This is a genomic window from Proteiniphilum sp., assembly GCF_034331125.1.
Lineage (GTDB): Bacteria > Bacteroidota > Bacteroidia > Bacteroidales > Dysgonomonadaceae > Proteiniphilum > Proteiniphilum saccharofermentans.
In genome coordinates, this window is the sequence record NZ_JAXQGC010000042.1 from 19,121 (window position 1) to 42,074 (window position 22,954).

Consider the following 22,954-nt stretch of genomic DNA (forward strand, 5'->3'; position numbering starts at 1 on the left):
CGCCTCGGAAATGCTCAAACAAGTTTGGCATTTCTCTCGGCTTTCACTATATTTGAATAATATAGGAGGCGCCTCGGAAATGCTCAAACAAGTTTGGCATTTCTCTCGGCTTTCACTATATTTGCACGCTAATATACGCTATTTTTCGAACATGGACTACAGTTTCTTCGATTTTTTAAAGCTTATAGGTTCGCTGGCACTCTTCCTTTATGGGATGAAAATCATGAGCGAAGGCCTCCAAAAACTTACCGGTAATAAACTCAGGAATATCTTGTCAGCAATGACAAAAAACCGTCTGGCGGGAGTTTTGACCGGGATACTAATCACCGCCCTTATCCAATCATCATCCGCCACCACGGTAATGGTAGTGAGTTTTGTGAACGCAGGGTTACTAAGTCTGGTTCAATCCATCGGCGTAATCATGGGTGCCAACATCGGAACCACACTTACCGCATGGATGATTGCCCTCTTCGGATTCGGAAAGTTATCGATCAGTGCATTGTCGATTCCTTTGATGGGGATTGCGCTTCCGCTTATCTTTTCCTCAAAAAGCAAAAATAAATCATTGGGAGAATTCATTTTTGGATTTTCCTTTCTTTTTATGGGGCTTGATTTTCTGCAAAATTCCATGCCCGACCTGCAAAACAATCCCGAAGTATTATCTTTCCTACAAAACTTTACTGACAGGGGACTTCTATCCATGTTATTTTTCCTGATTGTCGGTACCATACTGACAGTCATCGTCCAATCTTCGAGTGCTACGGTTGCCCTTACCCTGATCATGGCAGCAAAAGGATGGATCGACTTTCCAAGTGCCGCCGCGATGGTGATGGGAGAAAACCTCGGCACAACCCTTACCACTAATCTTGCGGCTATTCCTGCAAATATCTCGGCAAAAAGGGCCGCATTCGCCCATTTCATATTCAATGTGTTAGGCCTTGTCTGGTTGACAATCGCGTTTAATTTCTTTGTGGAGCTTGTCGACACGATCATTGGAGGAATTACATCCGTCCATCCCGACGGGATGCAGTCATTTCTCGCCTCGCTCTCACCCGAGGAATACACACAGATCACTACACTTTCCAGATCGGAACTTTCGCCCGAACTTGCCGCCTTGCAAAGTGAATATCTTAATTATCAAGCCTCTACCTCGTATGGCTTATCGCTATTCCATACACTTTACAACATCTGTAATGTACTCATTATGATATGGTTTGTAAAATTGTATGAAAAGATATGTCTCGCAGTTATCAGACCCAAACGAGGCGAAGAAGACGACGAAGAATTCATACTTCAGTATATCTCCACGGGAATGGCCTCTACAGATGAACTTTCCATCCTCCAGGCTGAAAAAGAGGTGGAAGTATATGTGCAGCGTGTCCGGAAAATGTTTGGTTTCGTTAAGAAATTAACCAATTTGAATCATCACGACAAGAAGTTCCTTAAACTGTACAACCGTACTGAGAAATATGAGGATATCTGCGACCAGATGGAGGTCGAGATAGGTTCTTATCTGGGTAAAGTGGCAGAGGGAAGGCTCAGTAATCAGAGTAAAGAGCGCGTACGTGCCATCCTCCGCGGAGTGACGGAAATAGAAAGCATTGCCGACTCAAGTTGTAATATTGCCCGGCATTTGAAACGAAAGATGGAAGCCGATGTTGTTTTTGAAGAAATTATTATCACCAATATCAACTGCATGTACGAACTGTTGGATAAGGCATTTGAAAACATGCAGGTCCTGCTCAAAAATCAAAAAATAACGGAATCGGAATTATTGCACAGCAAACATATCGAAAACAGTATCAATGAAAAGCGGAATCTCCTGAAGCGTGAGAACGTAGAGAATCTGAACCAGAATCTCTACTCATATCAAAACGGCGTTTTCTATATGGATATCGTCTCGGAATGTGAACGGATGGGAGATTATATCATGAACGTGATTGAATCGTTAGAGGTAAAGCATATTTAAGGGAAAATGTGTACCTTCGTAGTTCCGGCATGCAACAGGATATAGTTGCCGCATTGCATGTGGGACGAACGTTTTCGTTAAGCAATATGAACAGAAGACAAGTTTACTTGGATTATGTCATTGCGAGAATTGAAAATCGAGGAGCGAAGGCGACTCAAAACGACTAAATTTATTGAATACATAAATTCCGTAACAATATGAACGATTGGAAAAAAAGATTAGATATTGTCTACTCCACCAATCCCGATTACCACTACCAGAAAGAGGGTAGTGAGGAAGAGAATACACAGCCAAAAGAGAAACAGTTGCTTCGCATCAGCCTCGACAAACGGAACCGCAAAGGAAAGGCTGTAACGCTTGTCACCGGATTTATCGGAAGTGATGACGACCTGCAGGAACTGGGAAGGATGCTGAAGACAAAATGCGGCGTGGGCGGATCGGCCAAAGAAGGAGAGATCATCATCCAGGGCGATCACCGCGAGAAGGTACTGGGTATCCTGCAGAAGGAAGGATATGCCAAATCACGTATCATCTAACCACGGAAATCGGTTCACAACACAGCAGAACGATCGATGGAAAATCAGCAGTCATTAGACAGACATCTGCTCCACGTGATCAAAGCATCTGCCGGATCGGGCAAAACACACCGTCTGACAGGTGAATATCTCCGTTTGCTTTTTTCAGCACCGAACAACCACCGCCACATCCTGGCCGTAACCTTTACCAACAAGGCGACCGATGAGATGAAGTCGCGCATCGTGGAAGAGTTGTACCGGCTGGCTTCGGGTGCAGACTCCTCTTATCTGGCGGAACTGATGGACGATTTCTCCATGCGTCAGGAAGATGTCCGCACAAAAGCAAAAACCGTTCTGGAAACTATTCTACACGACTATTCATCTTTCTCTATCAGTACCATCGACCGTTTTTTCCAGCAGACCATGCGCACCTTTGCCCGTGAGACCGGTCTGGCGGGGGGATACAATATCGAGCTGGATGAGACATCCCTGCTGACCGAAACCATCGACCTGATGCTTTCCGAACTGGATAAACCGGAGAACAAGACGCTGGCGGAATGGCTCCTCCGATTCATGCAGCATAATATAGAAGAGGGGAAAAGCTGGAAGATCGACCGGCAGGTGTTGGATCTGGCAAAGCAATTGTTCAACGAGACATATAAATCGTTTACCGATGAGGAGCAGTCGACCATTCAGGATAAGGAACAGCTCGAGGCCTACAAACAGATGCTTATGCGTATCGTAAAGAGCTACGAGAACGAGGTGAAATCGATAGGAGTAAAGGCGCTCAGCATCATGCAGCAATACGGATTATCGTATGACGACTTCAAACACAAAAGGAATTCCGGTTTCCTGCTATTCACCAAACTGGCAGGTGGAAACGTGGAGAAACCATCCACACGCCTTATCGCATTGGCAGACAATATCGACCTGTGGTACAGCGGCAAGGAGAAAGAGAATGCCATCCGATCGGCTTACAGCGACGGCCTCAACGAATGTGTAAAGCAGATCATCTATCTTTCCGATAACGACCGGGAATACCAGACTGCAAAGCATCTGCTCCGTAATTTTTATACCTTAGGTATCCTCAACGACATCAAACAACGACTGCGCAAACTGCAACAGGAAAACAATACCCTGTTTCTCTCCGATACAACAGAGCTGCTGAACGACATCATTGCCGGTACCGACTCCCCTTTTATTTATGAAAAGACGGGCACCCGCGTCCATCACTATATGATAGATGAGTTCCAGGATACCTCGCGTATGCAATGGGAAAACTTCCGGCCGTTGATCGGAGAAAGCCTTGCCTCCGGAAACCTAAACCTGATCGTGGGTGATGTGAAGCAGAGTATCTACCGTTTCCGCAATTCCGACTGGCGTTTGCTCGAGGAACAGGTAAAAGAGGATTTTCAGGCCGACAATATCCGGGAGCATGTATTAGATACTAACTGGCGAAGCGATGCACATATCGTGCAATTCAATAATGCTTTTTTCACGAAAGCCGCTATCAACCTGCAAAACGATTTTAACACCTCCTCCGAAAGTCCGCAACATACAGAAGGGGGTGGCAATAACGGGCACAACATTGATACACAAATCACTAATGCCTACGCCGACCTCTATCAGCAGGTTCCTCCAAAAAAAGCGGACAGTGGCGGACAAGTGAGGATTACCTTTCTGAAGGATGATAAGGAGACAGACTGGAAAGCAGATGTACTGGAGCGGCTGCCGCAGGAGATCGAAGCACTCCAGGATCAGGGGTTCGCTCTGAAAGACATCGCCATAGTAGTACGATGGAACCATGAAGCGGTACAGGTAGCTGAGACACTGTTGTCTTACCGCGAACAACACCCGGAATCGCCTTACCGTTACGATATTATTTCCAATGAAGCGCTTCTTGTCCGCAGTGCCCAAAGCGTGAAAGCCATCATCGCACTGATGCGACATTTCCGGAACCCGAAAGATGAAATTTGCAGAATGATGGCAATCTACGAATTCTACCGATTTCAACGCCGCTCTTCTCCGGACGAGGCGCTACAGTTCTATCGTGAAGAGGGCCGCGGCGATTTCCCCGACGAGATAAAAGGTCATCTCGGTGAACTGGTATCCATGCCTTTTTACGAAATGACCGAGCATTTCTTCACATTGACGACCGATGCATTGGATGCCAAAGAGAATGCCTATGTACAGGCTTTTCTGGATATAGTCCTTAAATTCAAAGAGAGTGCTACTGCGGATTTAAACGACTTTCTGGACTGGTGGGATGAGACCGGCCACAGGAAAGCCCTTTTCTCTCCGGAAGACCAGGACGCCATCCGGTTGATTACCATCCACAAATCGAAAGGATTGGGATTTGGTGCCGTGATCATGCCGTTTGTGAGCTGGGGTATGGACCACAATACGTACCATAACGATATTATCTGGTGCAAACCCGGATCCGCACCGTTCAACGCTTTGGGTGTCGCGCCGCTGAAATACGGAAAAGGACTTGAAGACACCATCTTCAGGGATAGCTATCTGGAAGAAAAACGATTTACCTATATCGACAACCTGAACCTGCTCTACGTGGCATTTACCCGTCCTAAACACCGGCTCATCGCATTTGCCCCTATTCCCCGAAAGCCGGAAACCATTTCTGATGCAGCAGATCTTTTATGGAGAAGTATTACCGACACTGCTTCCCTACCCGATCCGGAGCCTACTGCCACTATACCTGCCGACCCGGAACCACCGGCCTCTATGCTTGCCCTTCCGGAACCGACCGCTTCTAAACCCTCCGCTTCCGGGAAAAATTATATTCCATTAAGTGAATACTTCAGCGAGGGAGAGACAGAATCTGTTTTTGAATATGGCAAACCGGAAACAGTACGGAAACCGGAAGAAAAAGCAGTTGCAGACAGCGATAAGACAGGAAAATGGCACTCGGTTCCTTTCGGCGACCGGCTACAATTGCGATTCAATTCCATCGGCTATTTCAGTGACGATGGCAGCCGCGATTATGGCACGATGATGCACGACATTGTAAGCAATGTGAAGACCCTGGCGGATATTCCGCAGGCAGTAGAACAAAAGGTCTCCGCAGGGGAGTTGGCAGAAGAAGAAAGGGAAAATACGATCCATCGTTTGACAGAGATCTTATCCCGACCGGAGATCTCAGACTGGTATTCCGGCAAATATACCATACTGAATGAGACCCAGGTGCTACATCCCGATACCGGATTCAGCCGCCCCGACCGGGTAATGATCGGTCCCGACGAAGTGATCGTAGCCGATTACAAGTTCGGCGAGACGGAAGAGACTAAATACATCCGTCAAGTGCAACGGTATGTAAAACCCATTCAGGAAATGGGATACGAAAACGTATCGGGATACGTCTTTTATGTGAAATCGGGAAAGATCGTAGAATGCCCGTTGCCAGGATGAAGGGAATAGGGGCAAATACCAGGGAAAGGGTATTTCTTCAATAAGGGCTCACTCTTAACTTCACTAACCGGCCGTCCATTGCCGAGACAAATAATTCGTTACCGTCCGTCGGCAGGATCATATTGATGAGTCCGTTGGAAATACGGTACTTCCAGAGAAACGCACCGTCAGAAGCGCGGTAGGCATAGATCAACCCTTTATCGGTGGGCGCATAGACGACACCATCTTTCTCCACCACCGGCGTAGGGGTAAGTTCATAGCCCATATCCTCTCCCGAAGAGATCCATTTTACCTGCCGTGACGGTACAGTCGCATCAATAGCAAGGATATTCCCATCCATAGTCTTGGCGTAGACAGTATTACCGTCTTCCGAGATGCCGATTGACTCACGCACCCTGTTTTCCGGATCATTGTACCGCCATATCACCTCTCCTGTCACTTCATCCAAAACAGTCATATACCTATCGGGGGATGCCAGGTAGATCCGTCCATGCGTTGCAACGGGCACCACCTGTGCGGGTGACAGCATCCGGTTCGAGTGTCCGCTGTTCCATATCCAGCGGGATTTTCCGGTTTCAATATCAAGGGCATAGAATTCATTGCCCCAACTGCCGAAAAAGACCACCCCGTCTTTCACAAGCGGACGGGTCACCACGAAGTTCTTCACACTGTCGAATTCCCAAAGGAGTTTTCCTGTTGATACATCCCATGCCCGGCAGTGACCGTCTCCACCGGCGAGCATCACCTTGTTTCCGGAGCAAGCAGGAGAGGAAACCACTGCTTTATCATTTTTCAGTTGGAAAAGTTTTTTTCCATCCTGCACACGCAGTCCGTACAGGTAGGAGTCGGAAGAGGCAACCCATATGCGGTTTTCATGTACAACAGGAGTAGAATAGATCTTGCCATCGGTCTTATAGGTCCATACCGTGGTACCATCCCCTTCCTTTACCGCCTTGACCTCTCCGGCCGTGTTTGTATATATCAGTAGGTCGTTATGGAGTGCCATGCCGCTACCCATATCGCTTTTTTCCTGTATATTCCATATTTCGGAAACATAGCTATGATTCCGGTTAAAAGAATAGTCGGGACGAGGGGGATTGGTCTCCCATTTAGGCCGTTGTCCTGCCGGGTAGGTAAGCCAGGGAGCAAGTGTCTCGCCCGAAGCTTTGCGTTCCTGCAAAGTAATAGAATCGGCATCCACAGTGATAATAGTATATCCTCCATACTCTTCTTTGGCCCGCAGGTTGGAGCGGCACATCGCCGCATTGATTCCTTCGAAATTCATTGCCCGATTGGCATGCCCGTGTCCGCACAGCATCAGTTGTACATTATAGGGCCGCAGCGCATCCATCACTTCGAACCAGTTATTCAACCCGTTATCCATAGGATAATGGTTCACATAAATAACAGGCATATCGGTATCGGTTTTCTCCAGCTCTTCAAAAAACCAGGTGAGGTTCTCCCGTGGTATCTGCCCCGGTCCCATACGCATATTGGGACCTGATGCCAGTCCGAGAAACTTGTAACCGTTATACTCAAAGCCGAATGTTTCATTGCCGAAAATCCGCAAAAAATCGTTGGTTCCACTTTCCGACCAGTTAGAGTCGTGATTCCCGGGAATTGTATAGTAAGGAACGTTCAGACTATCCAGCATCGTTTTCGCTGTATGCAGTTCATCGTATGAACCGAATTCGGTCACATCTCCCGATACAATCACGAAAGCGATATCTGTAAGCGAATTGATGTCTCTTACCGTACGCCGGAGATCTTCATTGTTCTCAGGATTGCTGACATGTATATCGGTAACCAGTACAAACCTGAAAGGTTCTGAAGGCCGGGCGGAAAGCAACAGGCTGATGCCTACCGCCAGACAAGATAATACCCATTTCTTCATCTTTCCTGTTATTGATTGGTTAAACTCTTATTGCCGGGATTTAAAATATTCACTGAAGAAGAGCACCTGGTATTTCACTGCATTGCTCCAGTATTCCCAGTTATGTGCCCCGGGACGGGTAATATAATCGTGTGGTATGTTCCGATACAGCAGTTCATCATGCAGCCGCTCGTTGACAGCAAAAAAGAAATCTTCCGTCCCGCAATCGATAATGATTTTTAATGCATCTGGTGTCAACAAATGTAACAATCCCATGACGGTGTTTTCTTCCCATCTTTCGGGATAATCACGTTGTGAACCAATCCGTTTGGCGATATCCCAGTTGTTGGGAAAGGGACGAATATCCACGCCGCCGCTCATGCTTCCACATGCGCCGAACACATCCTGGTTGCGGAAAGCCAGGTAGAGCCCGCCATGGCCTCCCATGCTCAGGCCGGTAATAGCTCGTCCTTCGCGCGAAGCAACGGTTTTGTAATTGTTATCCACCCATGTAATCAGCTCTTTTGATACGAATGTCTCAAACTGAAACGCCGGATCGACAGGACTATCGAAATACCAGCTTCCGAAAGCGCCGTCGGGACAGACAATAATCACTCCATATTGATCAGACAATTCCCTGATTTTAGGCACTTTATTTACCCATCCGTCATATCGGTCACTATAACCATGCAACAAATAGAGAACGGGGAAAGTATTCTCCCCGTCATACGATTGCGGTTTAATGACAACCGTTTTGATTTCCTTTTCCATTTTTTTGCTGAAAACACTTACCGTATCGACCGTTGCAGGAAAGACTCCTACAACGAATAAGGCTAATAGCAGGGGAATAAGCACACACCGTTTCATTGTATCATTATTATTAGAACCAAGAATCAAGAGCCAAGAGCCAAGACTTATAAGTGAAGAATTAAAAGTGAAAAGTGAAGAATTAAATAATAACTTCTCAATTTCTGAACTTCTTGACTTCTTTTTTATTATTCATATTAGCACATTCATCACATTGGCACATTAACTCCCCAAAGATACAAAAAACAGAAAAAGATATGTTCAATTTTAGAGTTCAAATTACTCCAGGTTCTATTCCGACAGATTTATTATCTATCGACAATTGATTCTTGTTCCTTCTTATCGGAATATTTTGTCAGGATCAACGACAAAGCACCGTCGCTCGTGATATTATGGGTTGTACCAAAACTATCCAGCAAAGCAAAGATAGTGATCATCAGGGCAATTCCCTCTTCACCTATTCCCAGTACAGCCTGTATCAGCCCAAGTGAAGCAAAAAGTGTTCCTCCCGGGAGTCCCGGTGCAGCCACACCAAAAATGGCAAGAAGCGGAATAAAGAGAACCATTTTTTCGATGTCCGGCATCGTTCCGTTTAACAGATACGACACGGCCAATGCCAGAAATACGATATCTAAAACAGATCCGGGAAAATGAATATTACCCAGCAGCGGAATAGAAAAATCCCTTACTTCAGGCTTCAACACAGGGCTTTTCCGGGTCTCTTCGATAGCAACGCCCAGGCTTGCTGCCGACGATTGGGATCCTAACGCGGTCAATACTACCGGTCCGTAATATCTAAGCACCTGCCAGGGATTCTTGCCTGAGTATATCCCCGCCGAGACATACAGAAAGGTGAGCCATGCGGCATGGCAAAGAATTGTAATCAGAATGATCAGTAAAAAAACAGGTAATCTTGATACTAAATCTCCTTCATAGGCAAACACACTGAAATTTGCCGCGATAAAAAAGGGAAGAAGGGGGATCAGCACTCTTTTAACCATAACAAATACGATGTCCTGAAACTCGTATAATGCATTCTCTATTTTCCGGGATTTTGTCAAAAGTATCCCTATACCTACCAGAAAAGCCAGTACCAGTGCACTCAAAACCGGCATCAAAGGCGGAATATCCAACCGGAATATCATCTGTGGAAGCACTTTTGATACTTCATCATCCGGTGTGATATCGATCAATGGTATGGTGTTGTAACCAACTAAGGCCGCCAACACTGAACTCCCGACACATGACAGGTACGCTAAAATAAGCGACAGCGTGAGGAGCTTTGAGGCATTACTTTTTAGACGGGTAATGGCAGGAGTTATGAATCCGAAAACAATCAGGGGGATCAGAAAAAAGATGATCTGTCCCAATATATGCTTTATCGGGAGGATGACGGCGATCACTCCTTCTGTGGCGAACCGGCCTATCACCAATCCGGCAATTACTGCCAGAAATAAACGGACACTTGTATTTGAAAAGATTCGTTTCATACGATAATATTTAATACAAAAATCTCATTTTCAACTCACAAGGATATCATTTTTAACATTTCCACAAACTCCGTACTGGTTCAATCTTTTTTCCTTGCTTAACAAGTAAAGCATTTTACGACTCAACAAATCAGAAGAGGAATATGTTTTAATAAAGTAGGTCACAAACAGGTCACAATTAAAATTGAATGATATGGATATACAATTCAGAATAGACAACAGTAACCGGGGTAGTTTTTTCATTGAACAGGAAGGGCGGCAGGTCGCTGAACTGGATTTCGAAATAAAAGATAATCTGCTGAACGCCTATCATACAGGCGTACGTCCAGAACTGGAAGGGCAAGGTATTGCCGGAAGATTATTCAATGAGATGGTCAATTATGCACGGGAGAATGGATATCAGGTAATCCCGTCATGCTCCTATATCCTGGCAAAATTCCGCAGGCGCCCTGATGATTACAACGATATATGGTATCGTTCCGAAGATGAACCCACAGGAGAGGCCTGTGGTATTAAGCCGAAAGACAAGAATAACTGAATGTCGTCAAATAAAGTAAACTTCAAAAAATTGAAGGCGAACATCGGCTATTGAAAAAAGCAAAAAATCCGCCGGAACCTGCATACTTCCCGAAAGGAGGATTGCAATCCGGCGGATAAAATTCCGCATTATTTATTCTGCGTTCTAATAACCCAAAACTATTATCCCTTTGGCTTTATAGTGCAACCAATCGCTACTGTTGTTGCAGGATCGGGGTTATTACCGGCCAGTAAAGCACGTACTGCATTCGCTGCATACGGAGCGGTCACAGCCGCTGGATCCTTATAATTATCATCCACGGTTCCGGTATAAACTACCACAAACCGTCCATTACCTTCATTTTTTAACAGGAAGATCTCCGGAGTACGGGTAGCACCATAGGCCGGATATACCTGCTGCCCTTCATCCACCAAGTAAGGGAAAGGGAAGTTCTTTTCAGCAGCTCTTTTCTTCATCTCTTCTAAAGCGTCAGCAGGTGATTGTACCGGATCATTCGGGTTGATCAGTACTACCGGTACTCCCTGCGGGGCAAACTCATTATGCAGGGCGATCATACGATCTTCATAAGCAATCACGTAAGGGCATGGATTACAGGAGAAGATCACCATCACCCCTTTCTCATTTGCGTAATCGGACAAAGAGACGGTCGTACCGTCGATATTCTTCAGTGAGAAATCGGGTGCAACGGAACCGACCGCGATAGGTTGCGCGTTCAACGATAATGCGCTCAACGTCAAAACTGATAAAATTAAAAACTGTTTCATTGTTACTGTCATTTAAAATGTTAATTAGCCAATAAAGGTTGTACTATCTCTTCCAGTTCAGCCAAGGTGAGTTCTCTCGGATAAAATTTCCTGAACCCATTCCCATAGATAAGCGTAGCAGGTATGGCACCGGTCCAGCTCTTGTCCACCAAAGGTATCCAATCATTGAACCTGGGATCATCCAAAAGAATGACCTCATTCTTCATCTTCTCCTTTTCAATAAAGGGGATCAGTTTCGTTTCTAACTGGCTACGCATATCAAGGCTTACCATAAGCACCTTTACATTCCTGTCACGGTACTTTTCGCCGAATTCTTCAAAATAAGGAATCTCTTTGAGACAGGGAGCACACCATGTGGCCCAGAAATTCACCACATATATAGTGTCGTCCTCTTGTTCCAACAAAGGTTGAAGTTGTTTGAAATCGACCACTTTTATCTCTGTTTCGCTTTTCCTGTTTTCCGAAAAAAGGAGAAAAGGAATTAGCAGGAACAGCAAACCCGGAAGCAGACGAAATGTATTTTTTACCTTGTTCATTTTCTGTGCAATTGATACTGTGATTTCTCGGTAAACAAACAATAAACGGGTCTTGTTCACTTAACAATCGACGGAACTTGTTAAGGATCAAGTAAAAAACGTTAAGGTATCAAGAAAAAAGTGCAGGCAGGAGCCCACACTTTTTATTTTCTAAACGGTAGCGGTTATATAGAATTGGCAATGTACTACCAATACACTACAGGAGTGAATCGGGATTCAGATTATCATGCTCAATATCGAGGAAATATTTGTAAGTACCCACTTTCAGTTCGGCGCAGGCATCGTAATCGCAAACAATGATCCCTTTTTCATGCAACTGCAAGGCGCTGATCGTCCACATCTGGTTGATGGATCCTTCCACGGCGTGATAGAGCGCACGGGCTTTATGATGACCGTTGACAAGGATAAGCACTTCCCTAGCATCAAGGACAGTACCTACTCCTACTGTCAGCGCTGTTTTAGGTACCTTGTTCACATCGTTATCAAAAAATCTGGAATTGGCAATCACCGTATCGGTGGTAAGCGTTTTCACACGTGTACGCGAACTAAGCGAAGAGCCGGGTTCGTTGAATGCGATATGCCCATCAGGGCCGATTCCGCCAAGGAAAAGGTCGATACCTCCCGCATCCTTGATTGCCTGTTCATACGCGGCACATTCGGCTTCAGGGTCTTCTGCCATCCCGTCGAGAATATGCACGTTCTCTTTTTTAATATCGATATGATGAAAGAAGTTATCCCACATAAAAGTGTGGTAACTTTGCGGGTGATCTGCAGGCAATCCGATATATTCATCCATATTGAACGTAATTACGTGCTCGAACGACACTCGTCCTGTTTCGTACAATTTGATCAACGCCTTGTAGGTATTCAAGGGTGATGAACCGGTCGGCAATCCCAATTTAAAAGGCTTTTCAGCCGTTGGGTTTGCATTATTGATTTTTGCTACAATGTAATTTGCTGCCCATTGTGCCATCTGGTCGGCATCGGGCTGAATGATAAGTCTCATGTTTCTTTATTTATTGACAGTTAGACGTATTGTTTGGAACGTTTTCGCTAAGCAAGAGCAAAGTGAATTTATTTGCTTTGCCGAGCGCAGAAAACGACTAAACTTGTTGAACTACTTCTGTACCTGAAGTCAGTTTCTGCGCCATGGTGCGGCCCAGGTTGCGGGCTTTCCCCACCACATCGGCCAGCATCGCCTGTTTCATAATCACAGGCTCTGACACCAACTCAAACTCCATGGCTTCTGCAAATACTTCAAATTGCCTGGCTGTAGCGTCGGCCCAGGTAAAACTACCGAAATAGCCAAAGAATCGGTTCTTCAGGTTACGGTTTTGCAATGCAGAAATCAGGGCATCAACAGCAGGGTACAACTTATTGTTATAGGTAGGTGATCCGATGATCAATCCTTTGTATTTAAACGCGTCACGAAGGATATCCGACTCATGGCTTTTCGACACATTGTGCATCATAATGCTCTTTACCCCGTTTTCAGCAGCTTCGCCGGCAATGATCTCAGCCAACTCTTCTGTGTGCCCATACATACTTCCGTAGGCAATGACCAGTCCCTCTTCGGCATCATAACGGCTCAACCGATCATACAAGGCAATTACACCGGCTATATTTTCCGGGATCGTCCATACGGGACCATGGGTGGAACAGATAGCATCGATACCCACATTGGCCAGTTTTTTCAGGGCGGTTTGTACAGGTGAGCCAAATTTCCCCACGATATTGGAGTAATATCGGATCATCTCGTCACGATACCTTTCAGGACAAAGCTGCCTGTCTAACACCCCACCGTCAAGTGTGCCGAAGGTACCAAAGGCATCAGCACTAAACAAGGTTCTGGTTTCCCTTACATAGGTCATCATCGTCTCCGGCCAGTGCACCATGGGGGTCATATAGAATTGAAGCGTATACTTTCCCAAGCTCATTTCATCCATATCTTTCACTTCAACCACATTGTCCGCTATCCCGTAAAATCCTTTCAGCATTTCGAGGGTTCGTTTGTTCCCCACGATTTGGATGTCCGGATATTTGGAGACAAGGAATTCGATGGAACCTGAATGGTCGGGCTCCATATGGTTCACCACAAGATAGTCGATGGGATTATCACCCGACACCGACCGGATTTTGCGCATGAAGAGATCTGAATAGCAAATATCGACAGTGTCGATAAGCACCGTCTTTTCATCTTTGATAATATAGGAGTTGTAGGAAACCCCTTGCGGTAAAGGCCACAGGCTCTCAAAAAGATGTTTGGTGCGGTCGTTCACACCTACATAAAAAATATCTTCCGTTACTTCAATCGGCTTGTACATATATTTCGTATTCCCTAATTAATCAACAAATCAACATGTTAATAAATTACTAATTACCAATTACTAATTACTAATGATTAATTACAAATGTCGTTCTTTATTAGTCTCATTGGCATGACTTGTCCCACTTTAGTTTTAATCATCACTACATGTCCCGGCTTGTCGGGATCAACAAATCGCTAAATCAGCAAATTATTTTTTCTTCTTCGATCCGGGCTGTGCCATTTGCGATTGCTTTGGAGTATCTGCTACCTGAGCTGGTCTTCGCAAAGCATTCCATATCAGCCATATACCCCATATAATAAAGGGAATACTCAACCATTGGCCTAAGATCAGGCCCGTATTATCACGCATGGCTATTTCAGATTCGACCTGTACATTCTTGAGAAATTCCACGAAAAAGCGGAACAGAAAAATCAGCAGGATACCTACTCCGGTAATCAATCCTTTTCTGTCTTTGGCATCGGTTTTCCAGTACATATACACGGTGACGGCAAAAACTACCAGATAGGCCAACCCTTCGTATATCTGCGTGGGATGCGACGGTTGCGAATAAACCGCTTCAGCACCCTGCATCCATTGGTGGAGATTAGTTACAAACCGGAATCCCCACGGCTGGTCGGTCGGACCTCCATAGATTTCATGATTCATCAGGTTACCAAAACGGATCATCGCGGCGGTAAATCCCGTCGGCACCATCACCCGGTCGAACGTCCACAACATACTGAGTTTGGTCACCTTCCTCGAATAGAGCCAGACGGCAATAATAATTCCGATCACTCCCCCATGGCTTGCCAGTCCTCCTTCCCATACTTTCAGTATCTCAACGGGATTGGCCAGATAATAAGCCGGTTCATAAAAAAGGCAATGCCCCAGGCGGGCTCCTACGATAATACCGACGATCATATAAAAGAAAAGCGAATCGAACCACTTTTCAGGAAGATCTTCACGCTTAAAGATACGCTGCACCATATACACGGCAACAATCAACCCTATGACCCATAAAAGGCCATACCACCGAATTTCGCGCCCAAAAACGGTAAAAAGTGTGGGATCTACATTCCAGGTTACAGTGAGTAATATGTCCATCAGAATTGATATTTTCGACAAAGATAAGGAAAAATGTGATGATGTGATAATTTACTGATAAGATGATGTGATAATCCTGATAAATCGAGGACACCTTGTCCCCGACTCATCGGGATTGGCAAATTTAACTATGTTTCATTCCGTTGAACGTTGTTTGTCACATTATTACATTGACTTATACCAATTTCCTGATCCACGCCTCTTTTTCTCCCGGCAAGAGATCCACTACAGGAATTTCAATCATGGTATAAGCGCCGGGTTGCTGTTTCATCGACGCACGAGCTACAGCTACAAGCACCTGTGCTGTGAGTGCGGGGTTATTGATACGCATATCGAACTTAAACAATTGGTTCTGTGTATTTCCCGAAACGCCTTTGCGTTCCATCAGTACACCGTGTCCCATATCCTTGAGGGCCTCCACATCCTCCACCTGAAAAACATGGGTCTCGTCATGAACAAAGTAATCATCGGCTTTAATAGCTTGAGCCACCGTGTGAAAATCATGCCCTTCTTCCAACTCAATATATACCATCCTGCGGTGTACCCCTGTGCCTGTGGGGATAGTCATGGAGAGGGCCGCTTTTACACCGTCGATGGCCTTTACGGCTACGGTATGTCCCATACTCATACCCGGCCCGAAGTTGGTGTATGTAATTCCCTTCGGCGCCAATGCCTCTAGCAGCGTGCGGACCACGGAGTCGCTTCCGGGATCCCATCCGGCAGCAATAACGGAAACAGCATTGTACTTCTTTGAGATTCCATCGAGCGATTCACGCAATTGCAGTATCTGCCCATGGATGTCGAAACTATCCACCGTATTGATCCCCTGCTCCAGACATGTTAAGGCGAATTTCTCCACACTTCTCGTGGGAGTACAAAGTATAGCCACATCCACATCTTCCAGTTGCGATATAGAGTCTACAACGTCATATTCTTTTAATTCAGCGGGAATGTTCGCGGGATCACGCCTGACGATCCCTGCAATTTCAAAATCGGAAGCCGATTGCAACGCCTCCACCACATATTTCCCAATATTTCCGTAGCCGACTACGGTAGCTCTTATTTTTCTTGACATAAAGGAGTATTATTAAAATTGTCCAAAAATAAACAAAACAATGCATATATAAACCGCATCCGGTATATTTTTTAAGAGGGAACGACGGCCGGATCTTTTCCGATCATCCTGTAATCAACAAAATAATGGACTTTCAATATCCTTATCCAGAAGAAGATCATTGCCTATTAGAAAGGTTATAATAATCACAGCACATGATCTAAATTCTTTACCGACGCTTTCACTTTCAATTGGGTTTTTAATAACACATGTTTCGGAGATGTGTCATGTTCCAGGATATTGGAAAACAGAATTTTCACGGCTATCTTACAAATATCTTCCACCGGTTGTGATATGCAAGTAAGCGGAGGCTCTATATAATTAAGATATGGATTATCGTCAAACGTAATTAATGATATATCTTCCGGTACTTTCACCTTTTCCTCTTTAAGCGCTTTTATACATCCCATAGCAATTGTATTGCTGAAGGCAAATATAGCGGTGGGTCTTACTTTTTGCTGGAGCAATAATTTTGTCTCCAAATACCCGTTCTGCTCACTGAAAGCATCTCCGGTTACCGTATACGAGGTGATCCCGGAACTAATCATTGCATCCACAAAACCTCTTACCCGCTGTATATTGGGGGTAGAATGCCTGACACCCTGGATACAGGCAATGAAAGTATGGCCGTGCTCAATCAGGTATTTAGATGCCGAATAAGCGCCTTCATAGTTATCGGAAGAAACAAAAGACAAATCAAGACCTTCAAAATACCTGTCAATACAGATCAACGGCAGTCCTTTCTCCTGTATCCTTTCCAAATGCCCCCATTCGTCTCCGCAAGGAACAATGATCATTCCGTCCAGATTCCGCGACGATAAATGCGATACTTCTGCTTTTTCATTCTCGATATTGTCGTCACTATCACCAATAAGAGTTATATAATTGTATTTTCTCACTTCCGTATTCACCACGCTTGCTATCTCCGCAAAAAAAGGATTTTTCAAAGAAGGAACAATTAGCGCAATCGTTTTACTTTTACCGGTACGTAAATTTCGGGCAAATTCATTCGGCACATAATTCAATTCCTCCGCCGTAGATTCTATTTTTTGCTGTGTGGCTTTACTTATCCTGTATTTATCAGCTTTCCCGTTCAAAACCCGCGAGACGGTAGTGATAGAAAATCCCGATTTTTCAGCAATATCAACTATATTTGACCTGTGTTGCATAATCCTATTTTTTAAACAAAGCTAACAGAAATAATGCAAGAAGTAGATACCAAGATTATAAATAACATTATTTAACTGAATAAATATACGAAAACGTTTGTTCAACTAAATATTGTGTATATATTTGCGATCAGTTCGAATTATAAGGGTAAAAAATTAGATAAATACCATTGAGTTTTACCCTTGCACATAGTAAGAATTGGAAATTATCCTAATTATGTAAGTTCTTTGAATCATTATATTCCAACTATCAGAAAAACGGGATAGATCTTGAAATACCCGGAGTAAAAGTGTTTTTCAAAATTATTTTAAAATATCATGCCTATGGAAATAAAAAAACAGAGTTGAATATAACCATTCTTTATACGCTAAAATTACACGTATATTCTACCAATAACATTGTATATGAATATCCAAAAATAAAATGGGTTACACGTCACGTCTCTGCTACGGCCATTACTGTCTGTCAAAGTAAACTTTCTGTTGTAGTAGAGATCCTTCAGGATAAAAAAAGTCGAACAGTACGACACATACTGTTCGACTCATAACAATTTAATTTATCATCGTAAAAAATTAAATCATTACAAAGATATGAATAAATACTGTATCAGAAAAAAAGAAGCTTTTGATAAATGCAAACAGACAACAAAGATTCATATAGCAATGACAATCTGCGTATTTTTGAGCATTTCGTCTTCCGAGGTTATAGGAAATAATTATTATCTAGACGGCTCTGTTTCTTTTGAAGCTGTCCAACAGAAAACCGAAATAAGAGGTACAATAATAGACGAAAAAGGCAATCCCGTACCGGGTGTGACAGTTGTGGTAAAAGGAACGTCTTTAGGAACTACAACCGACATTGACGGCAACTATATTTTGAATAATATTCCACAAAATGCAATCATTCAATATTCTTTTATAGGAATGAAAAATCAGGAAATAGCCGTTCAAAACAAAGAAAGAATTGATGTAGTAATGGAAGAAGAAACAATCGGATTAAATGAAATTGTCGCAATCGGATATGGTGTCCAGAGAAAAGTCAGTATAACAAACGCAGTGAGTAGTATAAGTTCCCAAAGTCTATCTGAACGTAACTCCACAAATATCACACAGGCACTGCAAGGGAAACTACCCGGATTAACCATAATAGACCGTGGCGGGGCACCCGGAAATGAAAATCTAACAACCCGAATAAGGGGGGTCACCTCCTTAAATGATAATAATCCTTTAGTATTGATAGATGGTATTCCAGGCAGTCTATCCAGGATCAATCCTGCAGATATTGAATCTGTCTCTGTACTTAAGGACGCCGCATCAACAGCAATATATGGGTCAAGGGCAGCCGCAGGTGTAATATTGGTAACAACCAAGGCTCCAAATGACGGGAAACTTTCAATTACCTACAATGGATATTTCGGCATTGCCCGTTCAAATAACAATCCGGAACATATGGAAGCTGTCACTTACATGAAGCAGCAAAACGAAGCTTATATGAATACATATGGATACAAGTTCTATTCTGACGAATATATCCAAAAATGGCCGGAAAACCACGCCAACGATCCGGAACAGTATCCTCTGCCTAACGTTTGGCATAACACTCTATTCAGACTGGCACCCCAACATAGCCACACCCTCACCTTAAGTGGAGGAAGTGAAAGAATTACAAATAGACTCTCATTCAGATATATGAACGAAGAGGGGATACTCCCAAATTACGGATTTAATTTAAGTGAGATGAGGGCAAAGAACGGATTTAAACTAAATGATAAACTAACCTTCGATACAAATATAAATATACGTTTCAGCGAAAGAAAGGCTCCTTATAATGAATGGGAGTCCTACTATAGAATGTGGCAAAACAGTCAATGGGGCGTACCTTATTACAAGGATGGTTCTTATGGGCTTACAGTAGATAGCTACAGTCCACTTATAAATGTATACGAAATGGGAAAAGCCAGTTCTAAAAGGACTTATATTGTAGGAATATTTAAAGCAAATTATGAAATTCTCAACGGGCTAGACATAAGTGCACAATATTCTACACAGCACAACATGGAAATCTGGAATTCTTTTAATAACAAGTACGATTTCGTAGACAAGCTACATCCCGATAGGAGGACATTTAACAATATAAACAGAATGTACGATTACCGGGATAAATCTCAGGAAGAAGGGATAGATTTACATTTAAGCTACAACAAGGCATTCAACAAACATAAAATAAGTGGTATTGCCGGCTATTCGGAAATACACTATTTGCAGAGTTGGGTGGAAGGTTACAGACAGAACTTTTATAACAACCAGTTGCAAGCACTTTCGATGGGAGCAGATGATGCAACCCAGTCGGCAACAGGTGGAAATTCGGAATGGGGATTACGATCTTATTTTGCCCGGTTAAATTATGATTTCGATTCCAGATATCTTTTTGAAGCGAATGCCAGATATGATGGTTCTTCAAGGTTTGCCACAGGACATCGTTATGGTTTTTTTCCGTCTTTTTCAATGGGTTGGCGAATTTCAAGTGAAGAATTTTGGAATCCTTTAAAAGACACTGTTGAAGAATTAAAAATCAGAGGATCCTGGGGGGAAGTTGGTAGTCAGCAAGTAGGACTTTATACATTTATGCCGACATATAATCAACAAAACTATCTTTTCAATGAAACATTAGCTACCGGTTTCCGCCAAATCAATCTGGCCAGCGAGGATATTTCATGGGAAACGACAACTCAATTGAATTTCGGACTTGATGGTTACTTATTTAATAATAAATTGAATTTTTCATTCGATTATTACAGGAAACTGACCACTGATATCCTTCTTATGGTACCAATTCCATCCATAATAGGTCTCCAACCAACTAATCAGAATGCTGGTTCTGTTGAAAACAGAGGGTTTGAGTTTTTAGTAGGAGGACGACAATCTTTTGGAGATTTTGACGTTGAACTGGGGTTTAATGCAAATTACAACAAAAACAAAGTAGTTGACCTTGCCGGTACCGGCCCTCATATCTCTGCCTTTGGGAATAGCGACTATAGGACAATTACGACAGAAGGCTACCCTATTAATTCCTTCTATGGGTTTGAGACTGATGGGTTCTTTCAAACCCAGGCAGAAGTTGACAATTATGCTAAGTGGGATGGTTCCGTTGGCCCCGGAGATATAAAATATGTTGATCAGAATGGTGATGGCGAATTAACACCTGATGATTTCGTAATATTTGGGAGCGAGATACCTGACTGGACTTTCTCTTCTACTATGTCCGTCGGATGGAAAAATCTAAAACTGGATTTATTCTGGCAAGGTGTGGCAGGCTCAGATAAATTAATGACCGGAGCAATATTAGAACATGGTATCTGGGGCGGTTTTACCCATAAAATATGGGAAGATTACTGGACTCCGGAAAATCCTGATGCCAAATATCCCAGGCCAACCAAATACACCATGAAAAATGCTCAGATATCAGATTTTTCAATGCTTAACGGTAGTTATCTTCGCCTGAAAAATATCAGGCTCTCTTATGATATCCCACGGAATCTATGTGAGCGAATCAATGTGAACGGGATCAATGTATATATATCAGCAACAAATTTGTTGACATTTTCAGAACTGAACAAATACGACATTGATCCGGAAATGGAAGGAAGAGGGCAGGAATCAAGTTTCCCACAAACTTCCGTAACAACATTTGGACTTAATATAAACTTTTAAATCTCAGAAGGATGAAATCTTACAAAATATCATATATCGGTTTTATTGCATTGATATTCATATCTTGTAATAATGACTTGCTAAATACGATTCCCAAAGACAGATTATCCAGTGCACTTTTCTGGCAAACCGAAGAGGATGCAATATATGCTTCAAACGGGATATATTCAATTTTAGGAAATCAATGGCGATACGCATCCATGGATGCATATACGGATATAGCACATTACATTTTACAATGGAGGGCTGAATCGGAAGTCGAGAAACATACTTTCGACGCCAGTAACAACGTAATTGCCAGTGAATGGAGTTATTACTATACAATAGTGCAAGCTTCAAATTCCTTTCTGGAGAATATCGATTTAATAGCGGAAATGAATGACGAACTGAGAGTGCGTTTAAAGGCAGAGGCAAAAACATTACGGGCTTTTGCTTATATAAATCTAATTATGCTTTATGGAGACGTTCCTTTGGTAACAAATACATTGAGTGTGGAAGAAGCAAAATCAGTACCCCGGACTTCAAAAGACATTATTTGGGATTTTATTTCGGAAGAATTGACTTCGTCGGCAGCAGATTTACCGGCAATACAGGAAGATAAGGGAAGAGTAACAAAAGGAGTTGCTCTTGGACTAAAAGCCAGGGCAATGCTTTATGCCGAAAGATATGCTGAAGCTCAATCCGCAGCGAAAGCCGTAATGGACCTGGGAGTGCACCAGATCAATAATTCGTATGCAGCCTTGTTTGACTATGCAGGAAAAAATTCTTCTGAAATAATGTTTGCAAGGCAATATGCAAAAGATCTCAATCCTCATTCCATATTTGCTTTTTTTACTCCTAACAGCTTATATACACAACAATGCCAGGTAGTACCCACAAAACCATTGGTTGATGCATATACGATGAAGCCGACAGGGCTCCCCATCGATAATCCGGCGAGCGGATTTGATCAGGCCAATCCCTATAACAACAGGGATCCCCGCTTGTATCATACCATATATACAAGTGGGGATATATTGCCTAATGGCAGGGTTTTAAATACTTTACCCGGTAATGGTAGTGGCGATGACATAACGATATCTGCCGAGAATGTAACGCCTACCGGATGGTATTTCAAAAAGTATGTAAGTGATGTAGACTATACTAATCCCTGGAATTGTGGCCTCAATTTAATTTATCTAAGATATGCGGAAGTTCTGCTAACCTATGCCGAAGCCAGTATAGAACTCGGAGGAGCAGCAATCAATCAGTCCGTATTGGATGCGTTGAATGAAATAAGGAGCAGGGATGATGTGGGTATGCCTGATATCACGATACTCAATCAAGATGAATTAAGAGAAATAGTAAGAAGGGAAAGAATGGTTGAACTGGCAATGGAGGGATTGCGTTTATTTGATATCAGGAGATGGAAAACAGGTGAAATAGTTATTCCGGGTACAATTAAGGGTATGACATATGAACAGCCGAATAATCCGGGAACTTTCGTGACTGTAGAGCTCACCGGTTATGTCAAAGAATTCAGACCTGATAAGCACTACCTTTGGCCTATCCCGTTCAGGGAATTGGATTTAAACGATAATCTCACGCAGAATCCCGGATTTTAAACAAAATATTTCAAAACATAGTAAT

At 43.4% G+C, this 22,954-nt stretch carries 16 protein-coding genes; 6 read left to right on the forward strand and 10 right to left on the reverse strand.

Annotation, left to right across the window (positions count from 1 at the left end):
• Window positions 1–151 precede the first annotated feature (151 nt).
• The 3 genes from U2P89_RS10230 (at window position 152) to U2P89_RS10240 (ending at window position 5,910) form a co-directional block, all read left to right on the forward strand.
• Window positions 152–1,969: a Na/Pi cotransporter family protein gene (locus tag U2P89_RS10230; protein ID WP_322191344.1), complete on the forward strand. Its 1,818-nt coding sequence runs from the start codon at window positions 152–154 to the stop codon at window positions 1,967–1,969.
• Window positions 1,970–2,166: 197 nt separating this feature from the next.
• Window positions 2,167–2,505, forward strand: a complete 339-nt coding sequence (locus U2P89_RS10235) for a translation initiation factor (protein WP_091907775.1) — start codon at window positions 2,167–2,169, stop codon at window positions 2,503–2,505.
• Window positions 2,506–2,541: 36 nt separating this feature from the next.
• Window positions 2,542–5,910 carry a UvrD-helicase domain-containing protein gene (locus U2P89_RS10240; RefSeq protein ID WP_322191345.1) on the forward strand — a complete coding sequence of 1,123 codons (3,369 nt, stop codon included), beginning with the start codon at window positions 2,542–2,544 and terminating at the stop codon, window positions 5,908–5,910.
• A gap of 37 nt (window positions 5,911–5,947) precedes the next feature.
• Here the strand turns inward: U2P89_RS10240 and U2P89_RS10245 are convergent, their stop codons facing one another.
• The 3 genes from U2P89_RS10245 to U2P89_RS10255 form a co-directional block, all read right to left on the reverse strand.
• Entirely contained in the window at window positions 5,948–7,804 is a 1,857-nt protein-coding gene (locus U2P89_RS10245; RefSeq protein WP_322191346.1) for a PQQ-binding-like beta-propeller repeat protein, read from the reverse strand.
• Between the two features lie 27 nt (window positions 7,805–7,831).
• Complete coding sequence (locus tag U2P89_RS10250; RefSeq protein ID WP_322191347.1) at window positions 7,832–8,650, reverse strand: alpha/beta hydrolase family protein; 819 nt, start codon at window positions 8,648–8,650, stop codon at window positions 7,832–7,834.
• Window positions 8,651–8,898: 248 nt separating this feature from the next.
• Window positions 8,899–10,080, reverse strand: coding sequence for a cation:dicarboxylate symporter family transporter (locus U2P89_RS10255; protein WP_322191348.1), 1,182 nt, complete (start codon window positions 10,078–10,080; stop codon window positions 8,899–8,901).
• 193 nt (window positions 10,081–10,273) lie between these two features.
• On the opposite strand from U2P89_RS10255, the gene U2P89_RS10260 reads away from it, so the two are divergent.
• Window positions 10,274–10,618: a GNAT family N-acetyltransferase gene (locus U2P89_RS10260; RefSeq protein ID WP_092027029.1), complete on the forward strand. Its 345-nt coding sequence runs from the start codon at window positions 10,274–10,276 to the stop codon at window positions 10,616–10,618.
• 161 nt (window positions 10,619–10,779) lie between these two features.
• On the opposite strand, the gene U2P89_RS10265 is transcribed toward U2P89_RS10260, so the two are convergent.
• The 7 genes from U2P89_RS10265 to U2P89_RS10295 all read right to left on the reverse strand — a co-directional run bounded on the left by U2P89_RS10265 (window position 10,780) and on the right by U2P89_RS10295 (window position 17,614).
• Window positions 10,780–11,382 (reverse strand): thioredoxin family protein, encoded by a 603-nt coding sequence (locus tag U2P89_RS10265; RefSeq protein ID WP_322191349.1) that lies wholly within the window; start codon window positions 11,380–11,382, stop codon window positions 10,780–10,782.
• Window positions 11,383–11,402: 20 nt separating this feature from the next.
• Window positions 11,403–11,918 carry a TlpA disulfide reductase family protein gene (locus U2P89_RS10270; protein ID WP_322191350.1) on the reverse strand — a complete coding sequence of 172 codons (516 nt, stop codon included), beginning with the start codon at window positions 11,916–11,918 and terminating at the stop codon, window positions 11,403–11,405.
• 196 nt (window positions 11,919–12,114) lie between these two features.
• A complete protein-coding gene (gene nagB / locus U2P89_RS10275) occupies window positions 12,115–12,924 on the reverse strand; it encodes a glucosamine-6-phosphate deaminase (protein ID WP_322191351.1) in 810 nt (269 codons plus the stop codon).
• A gap of 97 nt (window positions 12,925–13,021) precedes the next feature.
• Entirely contained in the window at window positions 13,022–14,242 is a 1,221-nt protein-coding gene (locus U2P89_RS10280) for an FprA family A-type flavoprotein (protein WP_322191352.1), read from the reverse strand.
• A gap of 192 nt (window positions 14,243–14,434) precedes the next feature.
• Window positions 14,435–15,325, reverse strand: a complete 891-nt coding sequence (gene lgt / locus U2P89_RS10285) for a prolipoprotein diacylglyceryl transferase (RefSeq protein ID WP_322191372.1) — start codon at window positions 15,323–15,325, stop codon at window positions 14,435–14,437.
• A 181-nt stretch (window positions 15,326–15,506) separates the two neighbouring features.
• Window positions 15,507–16,406, reverse strand: a complete 900-nt coding sequence (locus tag U2P89_RS10290) for a diaminopimelate dehydrogenase (RefSeq protein WP_322191353.1) — start codon at window positions 16,404–16,406, stop codon at window positions 15,507–15,509.
• Window positions 16,407–16,591: 185 nt separating this feature from the next.
• Complete coding sequence (locus tag U2P89_RS10295; RefSeq protein WP_322191354.1) at window positions 16,592–17,614, reverse strand: LacI family DNA-binding transcriptional regulator; 1,023 nt, start codon at window positions 17,612–17,614, stop codon at window positions 16,592–16,594.
• A 591-nt stretch (window positions 17,615–18,205) separates the two neighbouring features.
• On the opposite strand from U2P89_RS10295, the gene U2P89_RS10300 reads away from it, so the two are divergent.
• Both U2P89_RS10300 and U2P89_RS10305 read left to right on the forward strand, forming a co-directional pair.
• The gene (locus tag U2P89_RS10300) at window positions 18,206–21,325 is read left to right on the forward strand and encodes a TonB-dependent receptor (protein ID WP_322191355.1); all 3,120 of its coding nucleotides are present in this window, start codon (window positions 18,206–18,208) and stop codon (window positions 21,323–21,325) included.
• Between the two features lie 11 nt (window positions 21,326–21,336).
• Window positions 21,337–22,929, forward strand: coding sequence for a RagB/SusD family nutrient uptake outer membrane protein (locus U2P89_RS10305; RefSeq protein WP_091907745.1), 1,593 nt, complete (start codon window positions 21,337–21,339; stop codon window positions 22,927–22,929).
• The last annotated feature ends 25 nt before the right edge of the window (window positions 22,930–22,954 follow it).

What these genes read in the sequence shown, in the direction of transcription:
- U2P89_RS10245 (WP_322191346.1), bottom strand. Translation starts at nt 7,804, where the DNA reads ATGAAGAAATGGGTATTATCTTGTCTGGCGGTAGGCATCAGCCTGTTG.
- U2P89_RS10295 (WP_322191354.1), bottom strand. Translation starts at nt 17,614, where the DNA reads ATGCAACACAGGTCAAATATAGTTGATATTGCTGAAAAATCGGGATTT.
- U2P89_RS10255 (WP_322191348.1), bottom strand. Translation starts at nt 10,080, where the DNA reads ATGAAACGAATCTTTTCAAATACAAGTGTCCGTTTATTTCTGGCAGTA.
- U2P89_RS10290 (WP_322191353.1), bottom strand. Translation starts at nt 16,406, where the DNA reads ATGTCAAGAAAAATAAGAGCTACCGTAGTCGGCTACGGAAATATTGGG.
- U2P89_RS10250 (WP_322191347.1), bottom strand. Translation starts at nt 8,650, where the DNA reads ATGAAACGGTGTGTGCTTATTCCCCTGCTATTAGCCTTATTCGTTGTA.
- nagB (WP_322191351.1), bottom strand. Translation starts at nt 12,924, where the DNA reads ATGAGACTTATCATTCAGCCCGATGCCGACCAGATGGCACAATGGGCA.
- U2P89_RS10235 (WP_091907775.1), top strand. Translation starts at nt 2,167, where the DNA reads ATGAACGATTGGAAAAAAAGATTAGATATTGTCTACTCCACCAATCCC.
- U2P89_RS10260 (WP_092027029.1), top strand. Translation starts at nt 10,274, where the DNA reads ATGGATATACAATTCAGAATAGACAACAGTAACCGGGGTAGTTTTTTC.
- U2P89_RS10300 (WP_322191355.1), top strand. Translation starts at nt 18,206, where the DNA reads ATGAATAAATACTGTATCAGAAAAAAAGAAGCTTTTGATAAATGCAAA.
- U2P89_RS10305 (WP_091907745.1), top strand. Translation starts at nt 21,337, where the DNA reads ATGAAATCTTACAAAATATCATATATCGGTTTTATTGCATTGATATTC.
- U2P89_RS10240 (WP_322191345.1), top strand. Translation starts at nt 2,542, where the DNA reads ATGGAAAATCAGCAGTCATTAGACAGACATCTGCTCCACGTGATCAAA.
- U2P89_RS10270 (WP_322191350.1), bottom strand. Translation starts at nt 11,918, where the DNA reads ATGAACAAGGTAAAAAATACATTTCGTCTGCTTCCGGGTTTGCTGTTC.
- U2P89_RS10280 (WP_322191352.1), bottom strand. Translation starts at nt 14,242, where the DNA reads ATGTACAAGCCGATTGAAGTAACGGAAGATATTTTTTATGTAGGTGTG.
- U2P89_RS10230 (WP_322191344.1), top strand. Translation starts at nt 152, where the DNA reads ATGGACTACAGTTTCTTCGATTTTTTAAAGCTTATAGGTTCGCTGGCA.
- U2P89_RS10265 (WP_322191349.1), bottom strand. Translation starts at nt 11,382, where the DNA reads ATGAAACAGTTTTTAATTTTATCAGTTTTGACGTTGAGCGCATTATCG.